18 protein-coding genes are annotated in these 15231 nt (G+C 64.0%); 13 read left to right on the top strand and 5 right to left on the bottom strand.

Going from position 1 to position 15231, the window contains the following annotated elements; translation table 11 throughout:
* Positions 1-23 precede the first annotated feature (23 nt).
* Positions 24-698: a leucyl/phenylalanyl-tRNA--protein transferase gene (gene aat / locus AC0QTX_RS14275; RefSeq protein WP_474604486.1), complete on the top strand. Its 675-nt coding sequence runs from the start codon at positions 24-26 to the stop codon at positions 696-698.
* Here the strand turns inward: aat and AC0QTX_RS14270 are convergent.
* Positions 695-1306 (bottom strand): DUF2155 domain-containing protein, encoded by a 612-nt coding sequence (locus AC0QTX_RS14270; RefSeq protein ID WP_474604564.1) that lies wholly within the window; start codon positions 1304-1306, stop codon positions 695-697. The two genes, aat and AC0QTX_RS14270, sit on opposite strands and share 4 nt — an antisense overlap.
* Before the next feature lie 152 nt (positions 1307-1458).
* Positions 1459-1914: a MarR family winged helix-turn-helix transcriptional regulator gene (locus AC0QTX_RS14265; protein WP_474604485.1), complete on the bottom strand. Its 456-nt coding sequence runs from the start codon at positions 1912-1914 to the stop codon at positions 1459-1461.
* 72 nt (positions 1915-1986) lie between these two features.
* Between AC0QTX_RS14265 and AC0QTX_RS14260 the strand changes: the two genes are divergently transcribed.
* From AC0QTX_RS14260 to AC0QTX_RS14235, 6 genes are all read left to right on the top strand, one after another.
* Positions 1987-2340, top strand: coding sequence for a DUF1428 domain-containing protein (locus AC0QTX_RS14260; RefSeq protein WP_474604484.1), 354 nt, complete (start codon positions 1987-1989; stop codon positions 2338-2340).
* A gap of 14 nt (positions 2341-2354) precedes the next feature.
* Complete coding sequence (locus AC0QTX_RS14255) at positions 2355-3131, top strand: VOC family protein (protein ID WP_474604483.1); 777 nt, start codon at positions 2355-2357, stop codon at positions 3129-3131.
* A 22-nt stretch (positions 3132-3153) separates the two neighbouring features.
* Positions 3154-3858 (top strand): DUF899 family protein, encoded by a 705-nt coding sequence (locus tag AC0QTX_RS14250; protein ID WP_474604482.1) that lies wholly within the window; start codon positions 3154-3156, stop codon positions 3856-3858.
* A gap of 108 nt (positions 3859-3966) precedes the next feature.
* Positions 3967-4335 (top strand): hypothetical protein, encoded by a 369-nt coding sequence (locus tag AC0QTX_RS14245; RefSeq protein ID WP_474604481.1) that lies wholly within the window; start codon positions 3967-3969, stop codon positions 4333-4335.
* A 75-nt stretch (positions 4336-4410) separates the two neighbouring features.
* Positions 4411-4590 carry a hypothetical protein gene (locus AC0QTX_RS14240; RefSeq protein ID WP_474604480.1) on the top strand — a complete coding sequence of 60 codons (180 nt, stop codon included), beginning with the start codon at positions 4411-4413 and terminating at the stop codon, positions 4588-4590.
* A gap of 4 nt (positions 4591-4594) precedes the next feature.
* On the top strand, positions 4595-5368 hold the full coding sequence (locus AC0QTX_RS14235) for an aldo/keto reductase (RefSeq protein ID WP_474604479.1): 774 nt from the start codon (positions 4595-4597) through the stop codon (positions 5366-5368).
* 352 nt (positions 5369-5720) lie between these two features.
* Here AC0QTX_RS14235 and AC0QTX_RS14230 read toward each other — a convergent pair whose 3' ends face one another.
* Positions 5721-6134 (bottom strand): NADH:ubiquinone oxidoreductase subunit NDUFA12, encoded by a 414-nt coding sequence (locus tag AC0QTX_RS14230; protein WP_474604478.1) that lies wholly within the window; start codon positions 6132-6134, stop codon positions 5721-5723.
* Between the two features lie 688 nt (positions 6135-6822).
* On the opposite strand from AC0QTX_RS14230, the gene AC0QTX_RS14225 reads away from it, so the two are divergent.
* The 5 genes from AC0QTX_RS14225 to AC0QTX_RS14205 all read left to right on the top strand — a co-directional run bounded on the left by AC0QTX_RS14225 (position 6823) and on the right by AC0QTX_RS14205 (position 13782).
* Entirely contained in the window at positions 6823-10518 is a 3696-nt protein-coding gene (locus AC0QTX_RS14225) for a vitamin B12-dependent ribonucleotide reductase (RefSeq protein WP_474604477.1), read from the top strand.
* A 442-nt stretch (positions 10519-10960) separates the two neighbouring features.
* Positions 10961-11164, top strand: a complete 204-nt coding sequence (locus tag AC0QTX_RS14220; RefSeq protein WP_474604476.1) for a hypothetical protein — start codon at positions 10961-10963, stop codon at positions 11162-11164.
* Positions 11165-11173: 9 nt separating this feature from the next.
* Complete coding sequence (locus AC0QTX_RS14215; RefSeq protein WP_474604475.1) at positions 11174-12286, top strand: serine/threonine-protein kinase; 1113 nt, start codon at positions 11174-11176, stop codon at positions 12284-12286.
* Between the two features lie 425 nt (positions 12287-12711).
* Positions 12712-12963: a hypothetical protein gene (locus tag AC0QTX_RS14210; RefSeq protein ID WP_474604474.1), complete on the top strand. Its 252-nt coding sequence runs from the start codon at positions 12712-12714 to the stop codon at positions 12961-12963.
* Between the two features lie 6 nt (positions 12964-12969).
* Positions 12970-13782 carry a DUF72 domain-containing protein gene (locus AC0QTX_RS14205; protein ID WP_474604473.1) on the top strand — a complete coding sequence of 271 codons (813 nt, stop codon included), beginning with the start codon at positions 12970-12972 and terminating at the stop codon, positions 13780-13782.
* A 338-nt stretch (positions 13783-14120) separates the two neighbouring features.
* Here AC0QTX_RS14205 and AC0QTX_RS14200 read toward each other — a convergent pair whose 3' ends face one another.
* Positions 14121-14279 carry a hypothetical protein gene (locus AC0QTX_RS14200; protein WP_474604472.1) on the bottom strand — a complete coding sequence of 53 codons (159 nt, stop codon included), beginning with the start codon at positions 14277-14279 and terminating at the stop codon, positions 14121-14123.
* A gap of 281 nt (positions 14280-14560) precedes the next feature.
* On the opposite strand from AC0QTX_RS14200, the gene AC0QTX_RS14195 reads away from it, so the two are divergent.
* Positions 14561-14803 carry a hypothetical protein gene (locus tag AC0QTX_RS14195; RefSeq protein WP_474604471.1) on the top strand — a complete coding sequence of 81 codons (243 nt, stop codon included), beginning with the start codon at positions 14561-14563 and terminating at the stop codon, positions 14801-14803.
* A gap of 95 nt (positions 14804-14898) precedes the next feature.
* Here the strand turns inward: AC0QTX_RS14195 and AC0QTX_RS14190 are convergent, their stop codons facing one another.
* Positions 14899-15147: a helix-turn-helix domain-containing protein gene (locus AC0QTX_RS14190; protein WP_474604470.1), complete on the bottom strand. Its 249-nt coding sequence runs from the start codon at positions 15145-15147 to the stop codon at positions 14899-14901.
* Positions 15148-15231 lie beyond the last annotated feature (84 nt).

Raw genomic sequence — 15231 nt, 5'->3', positions numbered from 1 at the left:
CGAACGATCAGATATGTTGGTGAATGCCCCACTCCCCCGACCACGCAACCGAGATTACCCCCGACATCCTGCTGAAAGCCTATGCGGCCGGGATCTTTCCCATGGCGGAGGATGCGGACGATCCGTCCCTGTTCTGGGTCGAGCCCCGCGAGCGGGGCATCATTCCCCTCGACGGCTTTCATGTTGCCAAGCGCCTCGCCCGCACCGTCCGCTCGAACGTCTTCCAGGTTAGGGTGGACCATGATTTCGACGCAGTGATCGCCGGCTGCGCGGCGCCTGCAGCAGACCGGGAGAAGACATGGATCAGCCGCCGGATCCGCAAGCTTTACGGCGAGCTCTTCGATGCCGGTTACTGCCATACGTTGGAGGTTTATCGCGAGGGCCGCCTCGTGGGCGGCCTTTACGGTGTCAGGCTGAACGGCGCCTTCTTCGGCGAGAGCATGTTCCATACGGAGCGTGACGCCTCGAAGGTGGCGCTGGTCCATCTCGTGGCGCGCCTGCGCCGGGGCGGCTTCTCGCTCCTGGACACGCAATTCGTGACATCGCACCTGGCGCAGTTCGGTGCCACGGAAGTTCCCCGGCGGGCCTACAAGCAGATGCTGCGCAACGCTATGGAGCATGCGGCGGATTGGGATTCCTGGCCGCGGGACAGGATCGTCAGCGGCGAGGAAGTGCTCGCCGCCATGAGCAGCCCTTAATTCGGCCGATCCGAATTGATGATGGGCGCGGCAGGACGCCGTGCGGGCTGTTGGCGTTGAGGTGCCGGCTGCCGCAGGGGCGCCGTCTCGACAGCTGGAGGGCGCGGGGCCGTGCCTCCCGCCGGGGTCATGATGTCACCGGGCCGCGCCGGATCGTTCGGGCCGCGTGCCGCGTCCTGGATCGGCGGGGGTTCCTCGGGCGTCTCCTTGGGCTCCGCGATCACCTCGATGCCGCCTTTGCAGTCCACGAGCCAGATGTCATAAACCGGGTGCTCGAGGCCGTGCAGGCCTGGGCTTGATGCGAAGAGCCAGCCCGAGAAGACCCGCTTGGCCTTTCCCTCGGATCCGGGCTCGTCCACCTCGATGAAGGATGTGGTGTTCGGCGTTTCCGTAGGCGGCTTGGTGAAGCAGACGCGCGGCGTCACCTGGAGCGCTCCGAACTGGACCGTTTCATCGACAGCCACCTCGAACGACACGATCCGCCCGGTGATCTTGTCCAGGCCGGAAAAGACGGCCGTGGGATTCTTGATCCTGTCCGCCTGTGCCGCGCCGAGGCCGCCGATAAGCGATGCGAGCACCAGAGCCGCCCGCGTCCATCCAAGTTTCATCATGCTGTCCAAGCCAAATCCGATCTGGCGTTACCTGTCCGGCCGAGCCTGGCCGTAGCCCGTCTCATGCTCGGCAACGCGATAGCACGTGAACCATGATGGAAAAAGGGCAGGCCAGGAAGATAGGAGAGCGACCTGTGTAGCGCTGAAGCTCAGCCTGCCTGCGAGAGTGACCTGAGGGCGCCGCGTAGAGCCTTGGGCTCCAGCTCAAGCAGGCCCGCCTCGATAACGGCATGGAGGTCGCGCCAGATCGGAACGGCCGTGGCCAGCACCTCCCGCCCCTTCTCGGTGAGGCCGAGAAGCCGGTTGCGACGGTCTTCCGGGTCGCGGGCGACCGTCACGAGCCCGTCCCGCTCCAGCGGCTTCAGGGCAGCGGTCAGCGTGGTCCGGTCCATCGCCAGCAGCTGCGCGACGGGACCGATCGGCGGGGGCTTGGGCCGGTTGAGGGCATTCAGCAGGGAGAACTGGCCGGATGTGATCCCGGCAGGCCGCAGCGCCTCGTCGAAGCGCCGCGACAGGGCCCGGGCCGCTCGCTGCGCATGCAGGCACAGGCAGGTGTCCCGCACCAGATGGGTGGTGTCGAAAGGAACGGTCCGAGTGTTTGACATGGTCTATTTATGTTGATATCAACGTTTTTGTCAAGGGAAACCGAGAATGCCGTAAGGCGAGGGAGAGAAGCGATGGCCTATGTGGATGGTTTCGTCGTGGCCGTACCGGCCGCCAACAAGGAGAGCTACCGCAAGCTCGCGACCGAAGCTTCGGTCCTCTTCAAGGAGTTCGGCGCCACCCGAATGGTCGAGTGCTGGGGTGATGACGTGCCGGACGGCACCGTCACCGACTTCCGCGGCGCCGTGAAGGCCAAGGACGACGAGGTCGTGGTGTTCAGCTGGATCGAATATCCTTCCAAAGAGGTTCGCGATGCTGCGAACCACAAGATCATGGCCGATCCGCGCATGAAGGCGATGGGCGAAGAGATGCCCTTCGACGGCAAGCGCATGATCTTCGGCGGCTTCGCGCCGATCCTTGACGTCTGAGGAGCAGCCCCACCATGGCCAATCAGCACGGCGACTTCATCTGGTATGAACTTCTGACGAACGATGCGGACGCTGCCGCCCGCTTCTATGGCGCGGTGATCGGCTGGCAGAGCCGACCGATGGAGGGATCCGACCAAGATTACAGGATCTTCGGTATCAAGGGCACGGATGTAGGCGGGCTCATGCCCTTTCCTCCCGGCGCCGAGGGCGCAGGCATGCGCCCGATCTGGCTGGGCTATGTCGCCGTCGAGAATGTCGACGCGACGGCGGCCGACATCGTCCGGGACGGCGGCACGCAGCATATGCCGCCCTCGGACATTCCCGGCGTCGGGCGCTTCGCCATGCTCTCCGATCCGCAAGGAGTGATGTTCTACATCATGCGCGGCGCGGTGGACGGCACGAGCACGGCATTCGACCAGAGCAAGTTCGGACACTGCAACTGGAACGAACTCGCCACCAGCGACCCGCAGGCGGCGCTGGCCTTCTACCGAGCCCGGTTCGGCTGGGAGAAGGGCGATGCCATGCCCATGGGCGAAATGGGCGACTACCAGTTCATCACCCATGTCGGCCGGCCCATCGGGGCCGTGATGAAGCGCACGCCCGACGGGCCGCCGCCTCTGTGGACGTTCTACTTCGGCGCCGCCGACATTGATGTCGCCGCACAGGCCGTCGCCAGTAACGGCGGCGCGATCCATTACGGTCCCGCCGAAGTGCCGGGCGGAGTCTTCATCATCGTAGCCAGCGATCCGCAGGGAGCCATGTTCGGCCTTGTCGGCCCCCGCAGATCATAAGCCGACATCCGAGGAGCATCTCATGCCCGATACGCTCATTCCCGCCGAGGAGCTCGCACGGCGCTCCCCGGTGAGCTTTCCGAACGAGAGCTCCGAGTACCGCGCCGCCCGCATGGCCCTGCTGGCGGAGGAAATCGAGTTGCGGCGCCATCTGGAACGGGTTGCAGCCCAACGCCGCGCCCTGCCACCTGGGGGCGAGGTGAAAGGCGACTACCGTTTCGAAGGAGAAAACGGCCCGGCGAGCTTCGCCGACCTGTTCGGCGGCAAGCAGACGCTGGCCGTCTACAGCTACATGTTCGGTCCGCAGCGCGAACGCCCCTGCCCCATGTGCACCAACCTGCTCGGTGGACTTGAAGGCAACGGCGCCGACATCCAGCAGCGCATGGCGCTCGCCGTCGTGGCGCGATCCCCGATCGAGCGGCTGATTGCCTGGAAGCGGGAACGCGGCTGGACGAACCTGCGGCTCTACACCGATCTCAACGGTAACTATTCCCGCGATTACCACGGGATCCTGCCGGACGGGTCGGAGATCCCGAGCTTCAACGTCTTCACCCGCCGCGACGGAACGATTCGTCACTTCTGGAGCGGCGAGATGACCGGCGATTCCGCCGATCCCGGCCAGGACCCACGCGGCGCACCGGATCTCGCTCCCCTGTGGAACGTGCTCGACATGACGCCCGAGGGCCGCGGTAGGGACTGGTATCCGAAGCTGGCTTACGGAACGTAGTCTCCTACAGAAGCACCAACGCTCTATAATTTCGTTGGGCTGTTCAGGATCGGGACTGGTCAACTAAGCTCCTGGGAATGCGAGCAACCTGGGAGCGAAAATACCGGCATGAGCGAAGTCCAGGCTCCAGGTGATGATGCCCGACGACAACTCGGCTTCCTGTCTGCTGCAGAAACGGCTGCCCTCGCCGAGGGCGGCGTTCTGATACCGGATCCGACCTCCGTGCTGATCTCACCAGGCGTCCAGCTTGGAAAGGGAGCGGTGCTCTGGCCCGGCGTCATCCTTCAGATCCGACACGATGGGACCATCGCCATCGGCGCTGACACGCACCTCTTCACCGGGAGCAGGCTTGTCGCCTCCGGCGGATCCATCAGGGTTGGGGCTCAGACCGAGATCGGCGAGGAAGGCGGCTTTACCCTCAAGGCTGAGGCGGGAGACCTGATCGAGATCGGCGATGGGGCGCGTCTTCTGGGCTGAGGATCGCTCATCCTGTCCAACCGGATCGGGCGCGGCGCGCAGATCCTCGGGCCCATCCGTTGCCAGAACTGCACCTTGGGCGACGGCGGGACCTATCGCGACCCGGATCCGGACGAGCGCGGCGGCGTCCTCAAAGGCTCAGGCGTCGCCCGTCGGATCGAAGTTCCAACCGGATCTGTCATCCAGGCCTTCGGGCTGTTCTCGGAAGGGATCCTCAGGCGGCAGTCTTATTTTCATCCCAAGTCAGGCGGTTGAGTCCATGCTGCATCCACTCACGCGTCCTGGCCTCAAGCTCGGCCTTGGCCTGCTCTCGATCGGCCGCCCGTGGGGTGTCACCCAGAGTGCTTCGCCGGATGGGGACGAGGCACAAGCCCTTCTGGCTAAAGCCCTGGAACTGGGCATCACCATTTTCGATACGGCACCGGCCTATGCTGAGAGCGAAGCACGTCTCGGCCGATTTCTCGATACCCTCGATCCCTCCCGCAGGCGGGGGCTCACCATCATGACTAAGATGGGAGAGCATTGGGATTTCGAGCGCGGCACAAGCTTCGTCGATCACAGCCGCGACGCGCTGGTCCGAAGCATTGATCGCTCTCTCTCGCTTCTCGGAACCATTGATGTTCTGCAGATCCACAAGGCGACGAGCGATGTCATCACCCATCCTGATGTGATCGCCGTAATGGATTATGCGAGGCGCTGCGGGGTCACGGTCTTCGGTGCAAGCGTCAGCGATGTGGAAGCAGGGCGGCTCGCGCTGGAAAGCGGATTGTACGACGCGCTGCAGTTCCCCCTGAACATGTCGAACACGAGCATGGTGCCACTGCTGCCGGAACTGGAAGCGCGCGGCCGCACGGGAATCGTCAACCGTCCCTTCGCCATGGGTGGTTTGCTGGCAGGGCGATCCTTCGAGGCGGCGGCGGCCGCGTTCCGCACCATCGAAGAGCAGCTTCCGAACGCCGTGATTCTTACCGGTACAGGAAAGGCCGCGCATCTCGCCCAGAATGTCGGGGTATTTCGCGAGCGAGCGGGGTGAGGCTGGTCGATCCGCCCACCTGCAGGCCGACTCACAAAACTCTGCCCTCATCCTGAGGAGGCCACAGAGAGCAGCACGATAGGCTCAGCCTTCGGGGACTAGCCCCACCCCCGCTCCAGCGGATTGGGCGCAGGCTCCGTCATCGGATCGCCCTCCCTCACCCGCTTTTCGAAATGCGCCGTGGAGCAGACATGCGAGCACAGGAGTCCGCGTTCCGACCAACAGGCCGGGCCGTTCTCGAACCGGCCATAATGATAGCCGAAATCCGGATGGCCATACGGCAAGCCGCACTCGATGCAGCTTCGGGCTTGGGTTCTCTTCAGCATAACGGATCAGGCGGCTGCCTGGAGCCTCACTCGCCCGGAGTCCATGGCACGTAATCGCCGGTGGCCGCCGGGCGCTGTCCCGTCCCGAGCTGCGATCCTTGCGGCCGGTAGGCCTGTGTCGTCCCGGTCATGTTGGGCACATAGGGCTTCTCCCAGGCGCGGGGCTGGTAGGCCTCTTCGCTCGGGGGCACGTCACCGTTGTGGCACAGCCAGGCGCGCCAGCCGGGCGGCACCTTCGAGGCATCGGCCTCGCCGTTGTAGACGACCCAGCGGCGCTCGGCGCCCACGTTCGAGTCGATCGCCTGCGCCTGGACATAGCGATAGTAGGTGTTGCCGAACTCGTCCGTGCCCACGAACACGCCCTTGCGCCAGGTGAAGAATCGGGTGCCGAGGGTCTGTCCGTTCCACCAGGTGAAGAACTGGGTGAAAAACTCTTTCATGCTGCTGCCGCCGGAGGGGTTCGTGAATTTGCGCGGAATATGGCCGCTGCCTTCCGTGAAGTCCAGCCTTTCGGGCTGCGAAAGCCAGCCCTGATTCTCGGTTTCTCCCCTTCCCCGGCCATGGGAGCCAAATTTCCCGCAATCAGGCCATTTTAGGCCTGGGTGGCATCCAGAACCGCCGCCCCGAGCGCTGACTACGGATTGATGCGCCGGCACAACATCGACCGTCTGTTAAGCATAACCGAGCTGTGACCCTGAGCCGGCGAAGCTTGGCCATTGCAAAAATCGGGAACGGATTCTCAGAGGAGTCTGAGAGGCTTAGCCGGAGGGGCCATTGTTATCCACAATTCTCACAGCTACACACAACATCTAGTTCGGAACCCTTCGGGCTGACACTAGTTCTTGACGTGAGGCTCGCAACACGACTAGCTTGCCGGGGTGCCGACCAGAGACCGGCGACCAGCCTGAAAGGGCCGGTTGGACACTCCCCAGAGCAGGCGTCAGAGCCCGTGGCGACAATGTTGCCGCGCCACCTGTGACGCCCGAAGGGGGCCGAAACTCAGGCGTGTTGCGTGGGCGATCCGCAAAGACGGATCGTTGGGGCGTCGAACAATAATTGTGGGCTGATGAGCTGCGGGGCAAATCGCGGCCATGGGGACCTTTTGTCTCCAAATTTAGGATGTGACCTATGCGGATCGAGCGGCGTTATACGAAGTCTGGCCAATCGCCTTATTCCTCCCTCGCCTTCCGGCTCGCCACGAGCGAGATCCGCAATCCGGATGGCTCGGTCGTCTTCAAGCTTGAGAACATCGAGGTGCCGGAGACCTGGAGCCAGGTGGCCTCCGACGTGCTGGCGCAGAAGTATTTCCGCAAGGCCGGCGTTCCGGCCCGCCTGAAGAAGGTGGAGGAGAACGACGTCCCGTCCTGGCTGTGGCGCTCCGTGCCCGACGAGGCGGCGCTGAGCCAGCTGCCAGAGGACCAGCGCCTCGGCTCCGAGATTTCCTCCAAGCAGGTCTTCGACCGGCTGGCCGGCTGCTGGACCTATTGGGGCTGGAAGGGCGGCTATTTCTCCTCCGAGGAAGACGCCCAGGCCTTCTATGACGAGCTGCGCTTCATGCTCGCCAACCAGATGGTGGCGCCGAACTCCCCGCAATGGTTCAACACCGGCCTGCACTGGGCCTACGGCATCGACGGCCCGAGCCAGGGCCACTATTACGTGGATTACAAGACCGGCAAGCTCACCAAGTCCAAGTCCTCCTACGAGCACCCGCAGCCCCACGCCTGCTTCATCCAGGGCGTCGAGGACGACCTTGTGAACGACGGGGGCATCATGGACCTGTGGGTGCGCGAGGCGCGCCTGTTCAAGTACGGCTCCGGCACCGGCTCCAACTTCTCGAAGCTGCGCGGCGAAGGCGAGAAGCTCTCCGGCGGCGGCCGCTCGTCCGGCCTCATGAGCTTCCTCAAGATCGGCGACCGGGCAGCCGGCGCGATCAAGTCGGGCGGCACCACGCGGCGCGCCGCCAAGATGGTGGTGGTCGACGTCGATCATCCGGACATCGAGAGCTACATCGACTGGAAGGTGAAGGAGGAGCAGAAGGTCGCGGCTCTCGTCACCGGCTCCAAGCTCGCCGCCAAGCACCTGAAGGCCATCATGAAGGCCTGCATCAACTGCGAGGCCGAAGGCGATGCCTGCTTCGATCCGGAGAAGAACCCGGCTCTGAAGAAGGAGATCAAGCTGGCCCGCCGGGTGCAGATTCCGGACAACTACATCAAGCGCGTCATCCAGTTCGCCAAGCAGGGCTACACGGATATCGACTTCCCGATCTACGACACCGATTGGGATTCGGAGGCCTACCTCACGGTCTCGGGCCAGAACTCCAACAACTCCGTCTCGCTGACGGACGACTTCCTGCGCGCGGTGGAAAACGACGCGGACTGGCACCTCACCGCCCGCAAGGACGGCAAGGTGGTGAAGACCCTTAAGGCCCGCGACCTGTGGGAGCAGATCGGCCACGCCGCCTGGGCGTCCGCCGATCCCGGCCTGCACTTCAACACCACCATGAACGACTGGCACACCAGCCCCGCCGGTGGCCGCATCCGGGCGTCGAACCCGTGCTCGGAATACATGTTCCTGGACGACACGGCGTGCAACCTGGCCTCCGCCAACCTGCTGCAGTTCTTCGACCGCTCGAGCCACAAGTTCGACGCGGAATCCTTCGAGCATGCCTGCCGCCTGTGGACGGTGGTGCTCGAAATCTCCGTGATGATGGCGCAGTTCCCATCCCGGGAGATCGCGCAGCTATCTTATGAGTACCGCACGCTGGGCCTCGGCTTCGCGAACATCGGCGGCCTGCTCATGACCATGGGCCTTCCTTACGATTCCGACGCCGGCCGCGCGCTCGGCGGCGCGATCACCGCGATCATGACCGGCGTGTCCTATGCCACCTCGGCCGAGATGGCGGGCGAGCTCGGGCCCTTCCCGAACTACAAGGCCAACGCGAAGCACATGCTGCGCGTGATCCGCAACCATCGCCGCGCGGCCCATGGGGAGGCTCAAGGGTATGAGGGCCTGGCCGTCAACCCGGTCCCGCTCGATCACGCCTCCTGCCCCGACCAGGACCTCGTCGCCCATGCCAAGTCCGCCTGGGACAAGGCCCTCGAGCTCGGCGAGAAGAACGGCTACCGCAACGCGCAATCCACCGTGATCGCGCCGACCGGCACCATCGGCCTCGTGATGGATTGCGACACCACCGGCATCGAGCCCGACTTCGCCCTGGTGAAGTTCAAGAAGCTCGCCGGGGGCGGCTACTTCAAGATCATCAACCGCGCCGTGCCCGATGCGCTCCGCGCGCTCGGCTACCGCGAGCATGAGATCGCCGAGATCGAGGCCTATGCGGTCGGCCACGGCTCCATGAAGCAGGCTCCCGCCATCAACCCCGGCAGCTTGCGCGCCAAGGGTTTTTCGGACGACAAGATCGACGCGGTGGAGAAGGGCCTGAAATCGGCCTTCGACATCAAGTTCGTGTTCAACCGCTGGACGCTGGGCGAGGACTTCCTCACCGGCACGCTGAAAGTGCCGACGGACAGGCTCAACGACCCCTCCTTCGACCTGCTGACCTTCCTCGGCTTCTCGAAGGCCGATATCGAGGCCGCCAACATCCACATCTGCGGCGCGATGACCCTCGAGGGCGCGCCCTTCCTCAAAGTGGAGCATTACCCGGTCTTCGACTGCGCCAATCCCTGCGGCAAGATCGGCAAGCGCTACCTCTCGGTGGAAAGCCACATCCGCATGATGGCGGCGTCGCAGCCCTTCATCTCGGGGGCGATCTCCAAGACCATCAACATGCCCAACGACGCCACCGTCGAGGATTGCAAGAACGCCTACATGCTGTCCTGGAAGCTGGCGCTGAAGGCCAACGCCCTCTACCGCGACGGCTCCAAGCTCTCGCAGCCGCTGAACTCCGCCCTCATCAGTGATGAGGACGAGGATGCGGACGACGCGGTGGAAGCGCTGGCCGCCATGCCGGCCGCGGCGAAAGCCGCCCACGTGTCGGAGAAGATCGTGGAGCGGATCGTCGAGCGCGTGGAGCGGATCCGCGACCGCGAGAAGATCCCGGATCGCCGCAAGGGCTACATCCAGAAGGCCGTGGTCGGCGGCCACAAGGTGTATCTCCACACCGGCGAATACGACGACGGGCGCCTCGGCGAGATCTTCATCGACATGCACAAGGAAGGCGCCGCCTTCCGGGCCATGATGAACAACTTCGCCATCGCGATCTCGCTGGGCCTGCAATACGGCGTGCCGCTGGAGGAATACGTGGAGGCCTTCACCTTCACGCGCTTCGAGCCCGCCGGCTTCGTCCAGGGCAACGAGCGCATCAAGTCCGCCACCTCGATCCTCGACTACGTGTTCCGCGAGCTCGCCGTGTCCTATCTCGGCCGCAACGACCTCGCCCACGTGGACCCGTCGGAAGCCGGCCCCACCACCATCGGCCAGGGCGAAGCCCAGTCGAAGGCCCCGGAGCCCGCCCCCGCCACGGCCGTCGTCTCCCGCGGCTTCGTGCGCGGCAATTCCGACCGCCTCATGCTCATCCCCGGCGGTGGCGGCGCCACGGGCAATGTGCAGCGCACCGGCAGCCTGACCCTCGGCGCAAACGCGCTCAAGGGTGAGCTTGCTCAGCCCGCCGCGCAGGAGAAGCCGGTCGGCGAAGCCGAAATGTCCAAGCTCGCCTTCACGGCCCCGTCCGTCGCCGACCGGCGCGCCGAGGCCAAGATGAAGGGCTATGTCGGCGAATCCTGCCCTGAGTGTGCAAACTTCACGCTGGTGCGCAACGGAACGTGCTTGAAGTGCGATACCTGCGGTAGCACGACGGGATGCTCGTAAGACTAACTAACGTGCTGAAGTGAGTGAAGTGTGAGGCGAAGTTCTTCCGCAATTGAGCTTCGCCTTCCGCAAAAATGAAATTGGGGCGCCCGGATAAGGGCGCCCCAGCTCCCCAATCCCGATCAAAATAAATCAGCCCGAACGCCGGCCAGCATCTGCCCAGCGCGAGGATGCTTGCCCGGCGCCATTCGGATTCAATGGGGCCCCGCACGTGTCGGCACTCGGTTTCAACATCAAGAAGGGCGAACTTTGGCATTGTGTCCTAAGCGGCACACGCCGTGAGCCCGTTTACGTCTCACACAGTCGCGACCGCTTCGATCCTGACCAACCCAGGACCGCGCTCGCGAACTAATTCAAGCAAACGTTCGGAGAGGTCATCTCTCGAACAGCACCGGACCGTCTGGCCTATCGAGTATCTCTCGACGCCAACAGCGCTGATCAGGTGGCCTATCTCACGTTCCCGTTCGGCATCCTGAACCCCGTCGCCCACGACCTCAGCCTGCCGATCAGCGAGTACGTGTCCCAATCCTTTTCCAAGAAGGCCTTGGGTTTCGCCGGGAACAAGTTCGAGGCCTGCGATGAGATGATCGCCGGCAGCCCGGATAAGTGGGGTGACCCCGAAAAGCTGGGTGCCCTCGCCGCATGATGTCCCTCGATGCCTGATCATACTTATCGCGTGCAACCCGGCGAGGTTCTCCTCAACAAGTTCGAGGTGATCCGCCCACTTGGTCATGGCCATTTCGGCGAGGTCCACCACGTCATCAATCGGCCCGTGGGCCGCCCCGCGGCCCTCAAGATCATCGAGGTCACCGATCCGACCACGCACCGCGCCGTGGTCGAGGCGCAGGCACAAAACCTCTGCTCCCACGACCACGTCGTGAAAATTCACGGGGCGGACGTGATTAACGGTTTCGTCCTCATCGAGATGGAGTTCATCGAGGGTGGGTCGCTCGGTGACCGGCTGATCAAGGGGTTTGTACCACTGATCGACGGGGTTCAAGCGGTGAAGGAGGTCCTCTTCGCACTTGAGCACGCCCACTCACGAGGTATCGTGCATCGGGATGTGAAGCCCGCGAACATCATGCTGGCGCAGAACAAGGCGAAGCTCTCCGACTTCGGCACCATCATTCAACCCCAGACGGGCGTCAGAGTGACCGATCTGTTTTATCAGTTTCATGCTGCACCGGAGGCAGTCAACTCGGGTGAGTTCTCGCCGCTGGGGGACGTGTTCGCCGCTGGCCTGACCCTGCTGCGGGTCGCCAACAACATGCCAGGCTGGGGAACCGTGATCGATGACGCGGGGGCCTGGGAGACGGATCTTCGCAACGGGACGATGGCGCGGCGGATTGGGTTCAAGCCTTACTTGCCGAGGGCGCTCAAGTCGATCCTGAAGAGGGCCTGTGATCCGGCCCCAACGCGGCGCTATGCCAGTGCAGCGGCGTTCCGCGAGGCCCTGGAACGGCTGGGCTTGGCCCGCCGCTGGGTGCGCGTGTCCGACAATGAATGGACCTGTGAGAGCACCGGCCGGGTGGAATCCGTCCGCTATATCAATGGCCGTCGCCCCACGGTCGAGTTTTTCAGCGGCTCCCGCAGGCAACTGGAACTTTGTGGCACTTTCGGAACGGAGCGTGAGGCGCGCGAGCACATGGACCGGGTCATCGCCGAAACCACCATTGAGCGCGCTGCCCCTGGCCGCCGACATCGAGCAAACCGCAGCGGAACACGGGGAGCCGGGGGCAACGTCGCGACGGCCGGCGATCTACCGTAGAGAAGAGGCATATGGCTCCTCCGCCCTGCTGGGGCGGACAGACGCATATCTGTGCGACTCAAACGAAAAGGCCCAGGCTCCGGGGCGAACGGACAGGATGCCTTCGCATCTCAGCCTCGCGCACTACGGGCCTGGGCAAATGGGATACCAGACGGGCGTTCGCATCGTCAGGCGAGCGCAGGAACAGGCCGGGCCGGAGTACATCCGTCCTGACACGGCCTCATTGGAGCCGACGGTGACGCCCGCCGCTCTCAATGCCCACATACGATGTCCGCTGGGTTTCCCTGATATGGGAGTAGAAGCCTGCTTTTACAAGGGCTTACACCTTGGCCGAGGCGGAACGGCCCGCGGTCTGCTCGCGTTGGCAGAGCAGGACTTACTGACGAACGGAATTTACGATCAGCCCCAGCGACAGTGCTCCGCCCATGCCCGCCAATCCAGACACCAGCCCCCTCGACCAGATCATGGCCCTGTCGCGGGAGATCGTTGACGACTGCCCCTCCTGCGCCGGCAAGGCCTCGCAGATCGGCATGTGGGCCCGCGAGATCCGGGAGAGGCGCCCGAGCCGCCAGGAATTGGAGGCGCTCGTGGACGCCACCTGTCAGGGCTCCGTGCCCGACGACCAGCGCAAGCTCCTGATCGAGGGCCTGCGCGCCCTCGTCCGCTTCGCCGAGTGAGGGATCATGGAGGCCTTTTCTGATCTGAACCACCTGACCTTCCGAGGCCTTGGCCCATCCGCCGACGCAGCCGTTGCCACAATCCGGATCGGCACCGCGGCCTGGAGCATCCCGAAGGAGCATGCTGCCCCCTTCCCGGTGACGGGATCCCACCTGGAGCGCTACGGCGCCGTCCTCAACGCGGTCGAGATCAACTCCTCGTTCTACCGCCCCCATCGAACGGCCACCTACGAGCGTTGGGCGGCCTCGGTACCGGAGGACTTCCGCTTTGCCGTAAAGGTTCCGAAGGCGATCACCCACGAGCGTCGACTCAAGGACGTCGGCGACCTGCTCGACCGGTTCCTGGCGGAGGCGGGAGGCCTTGGGCCCAAGCTCGGCCCCCTTCTGGTGCAGTTGCCCCCGAGACTGAGCTTCCAGCCCGGCATTGCCGACGGCTTCCTCAGCGAGCTGAGGAAGCGGGTCGAAGGCAGCATCGTCTGCGAGCCCCGCCATGCGTCCTGGTTCACACCCGAGGTCGAAGCCCTGCTCGACGGGCTTCGGATTGCCCGTGTGGCGGCCGACCCGCCTCCGGTCCCAGGCGCTGACGAGCCGGGCGGCTGGCGCGGCCTGTCGTACTATCGCCTGCATGGCTCGCCCCGGATCTACTACTCGGCCTACAGCGCGGAGTATCTGGCAGCCATCGCGGAGGTGCTCGCAAGGGATGCCGCGGCAGGCATTGAAACGTGGTGCATCTTCGACAACACGGCGGCCTTTGCCGCAACGGGGGACGCGCTCACCACCCGAAGCCTCGTGAACGCCGCCGATTGTTCTCCCTTGTGAGCGAACCGAGCCAACCGCCTCTCGAGACGGCTCACCCACCGCTCAGCGCTTCCGAGACGGTCTGAGCCGCGCACGGTCCGGTGAGACAGCTGGCCCCTTAGATTGCCGCCCCGTGCAGACGCGTGCGGGGCCGCACTGCCGGCCGGTTCCCGTTGCGATATCCCAGACCCTGCACGTGATCATGCAGGAGGGTGCCATGCAAGACGACAGAGAACGGTTTTCGTTAGCAGCGGCGATCACCGCTGTCTTCACATTGAGCTGCACCATCGGTGTTCTCTACCTGCCGCTCTTCCTGCGCTGAGCGCCTGCTTGGGTACGGCTCCTGCTTGGCCCCTGCCCTAGCCGGTCGGCATCGTCACCGTCACATCCGTTCGGCCGATCCGCCGCTGCAATTCACTACAGTCGCGTGTCCGAAGATCCTTGAGCTGCTCCAGGCCCTGCTCCTTCTGGGGGTCGATCACACGCACGACGAGACCGTCGGCTTCCCGAGCAACCATGGCGATCGTCAATAGCCTGGTTGGTGTCTCCCGCTCGATCCGACCACCCAGAAGATCGTCGCATTGCAAGCGCAGTTTGACCGCCGTCAGGACCTCCTCGGATCTGAATCATCATCGAATCAATGGGCCAGAACCAGCACAGGTGCTGCCAAGCGGCGGCAGAGCATCCGAACCGACCAACGGCTATCCACGCATTCCACAGGCCACGAACAAATCAGGAACATATCTGTGGTCGCTGATATCTCGAAGCCGTACCATTGTGGCGTCCAAAGGAGATGACGATGACCCAGCAGGAGCAGGCAGCACGCGACGTGGATCCGATGGAAGCGGATGTCTCAGCCGTCATCGAGGCCTACGGCGGTGATCCGAGAACCGCCATCAAGGCCCTCCTCGTCGAGCGACTCATTCAGGAACAACGGATCGAGCGATTGGCGGCAGACCTGTCGTTCGGGTATGTGCGAGGACGGATCGGCGTGGTGTCTGGGCAGGCCACTCCCAAACCCCTTGATGCTCACCGGTCGTGATCACTTGACTGACGTCCGTAGAGTCGAGCTGGGAGGCCTTGGAACAGCATGCTTGCTCCGAGCGGCGGGCCGCAGGTGTCCGGAGCCCCCCTCTCTTAACGAAGGGTCGTGGATGTTTTCGGCACGGGCCGCCGTCGCGGCCGGACAAGAAGATCAGCCGCTTCAACGCCCAAAGTCTTTGCGAGCCGGTCGACCACATCGATGGTCGCACTGTAGACGCTGCGTTCGATCGAACTGATGTAGGTCCGGTCAATCTCCGCCCGATGGGCAAGCTCCTCCTGCGAAAGCCCGGCAGCCTTTCGGTATTTCCTTACGTTCTTGGCGAGCACATCTCGGATCGACATACCCGAGATCGCACCGCCTTGTAGAGTATTTCTCCACGGAGTATACTCTACAAAAGGCTCTTACCCGCAGGAAACTGCCCCTAC

The organism is Microvirga sp. jy35 (genome assembly GCF_056148915.1).
This window is presented reverse-complemented; position numbering and strand designations above follow the sequence as displayed.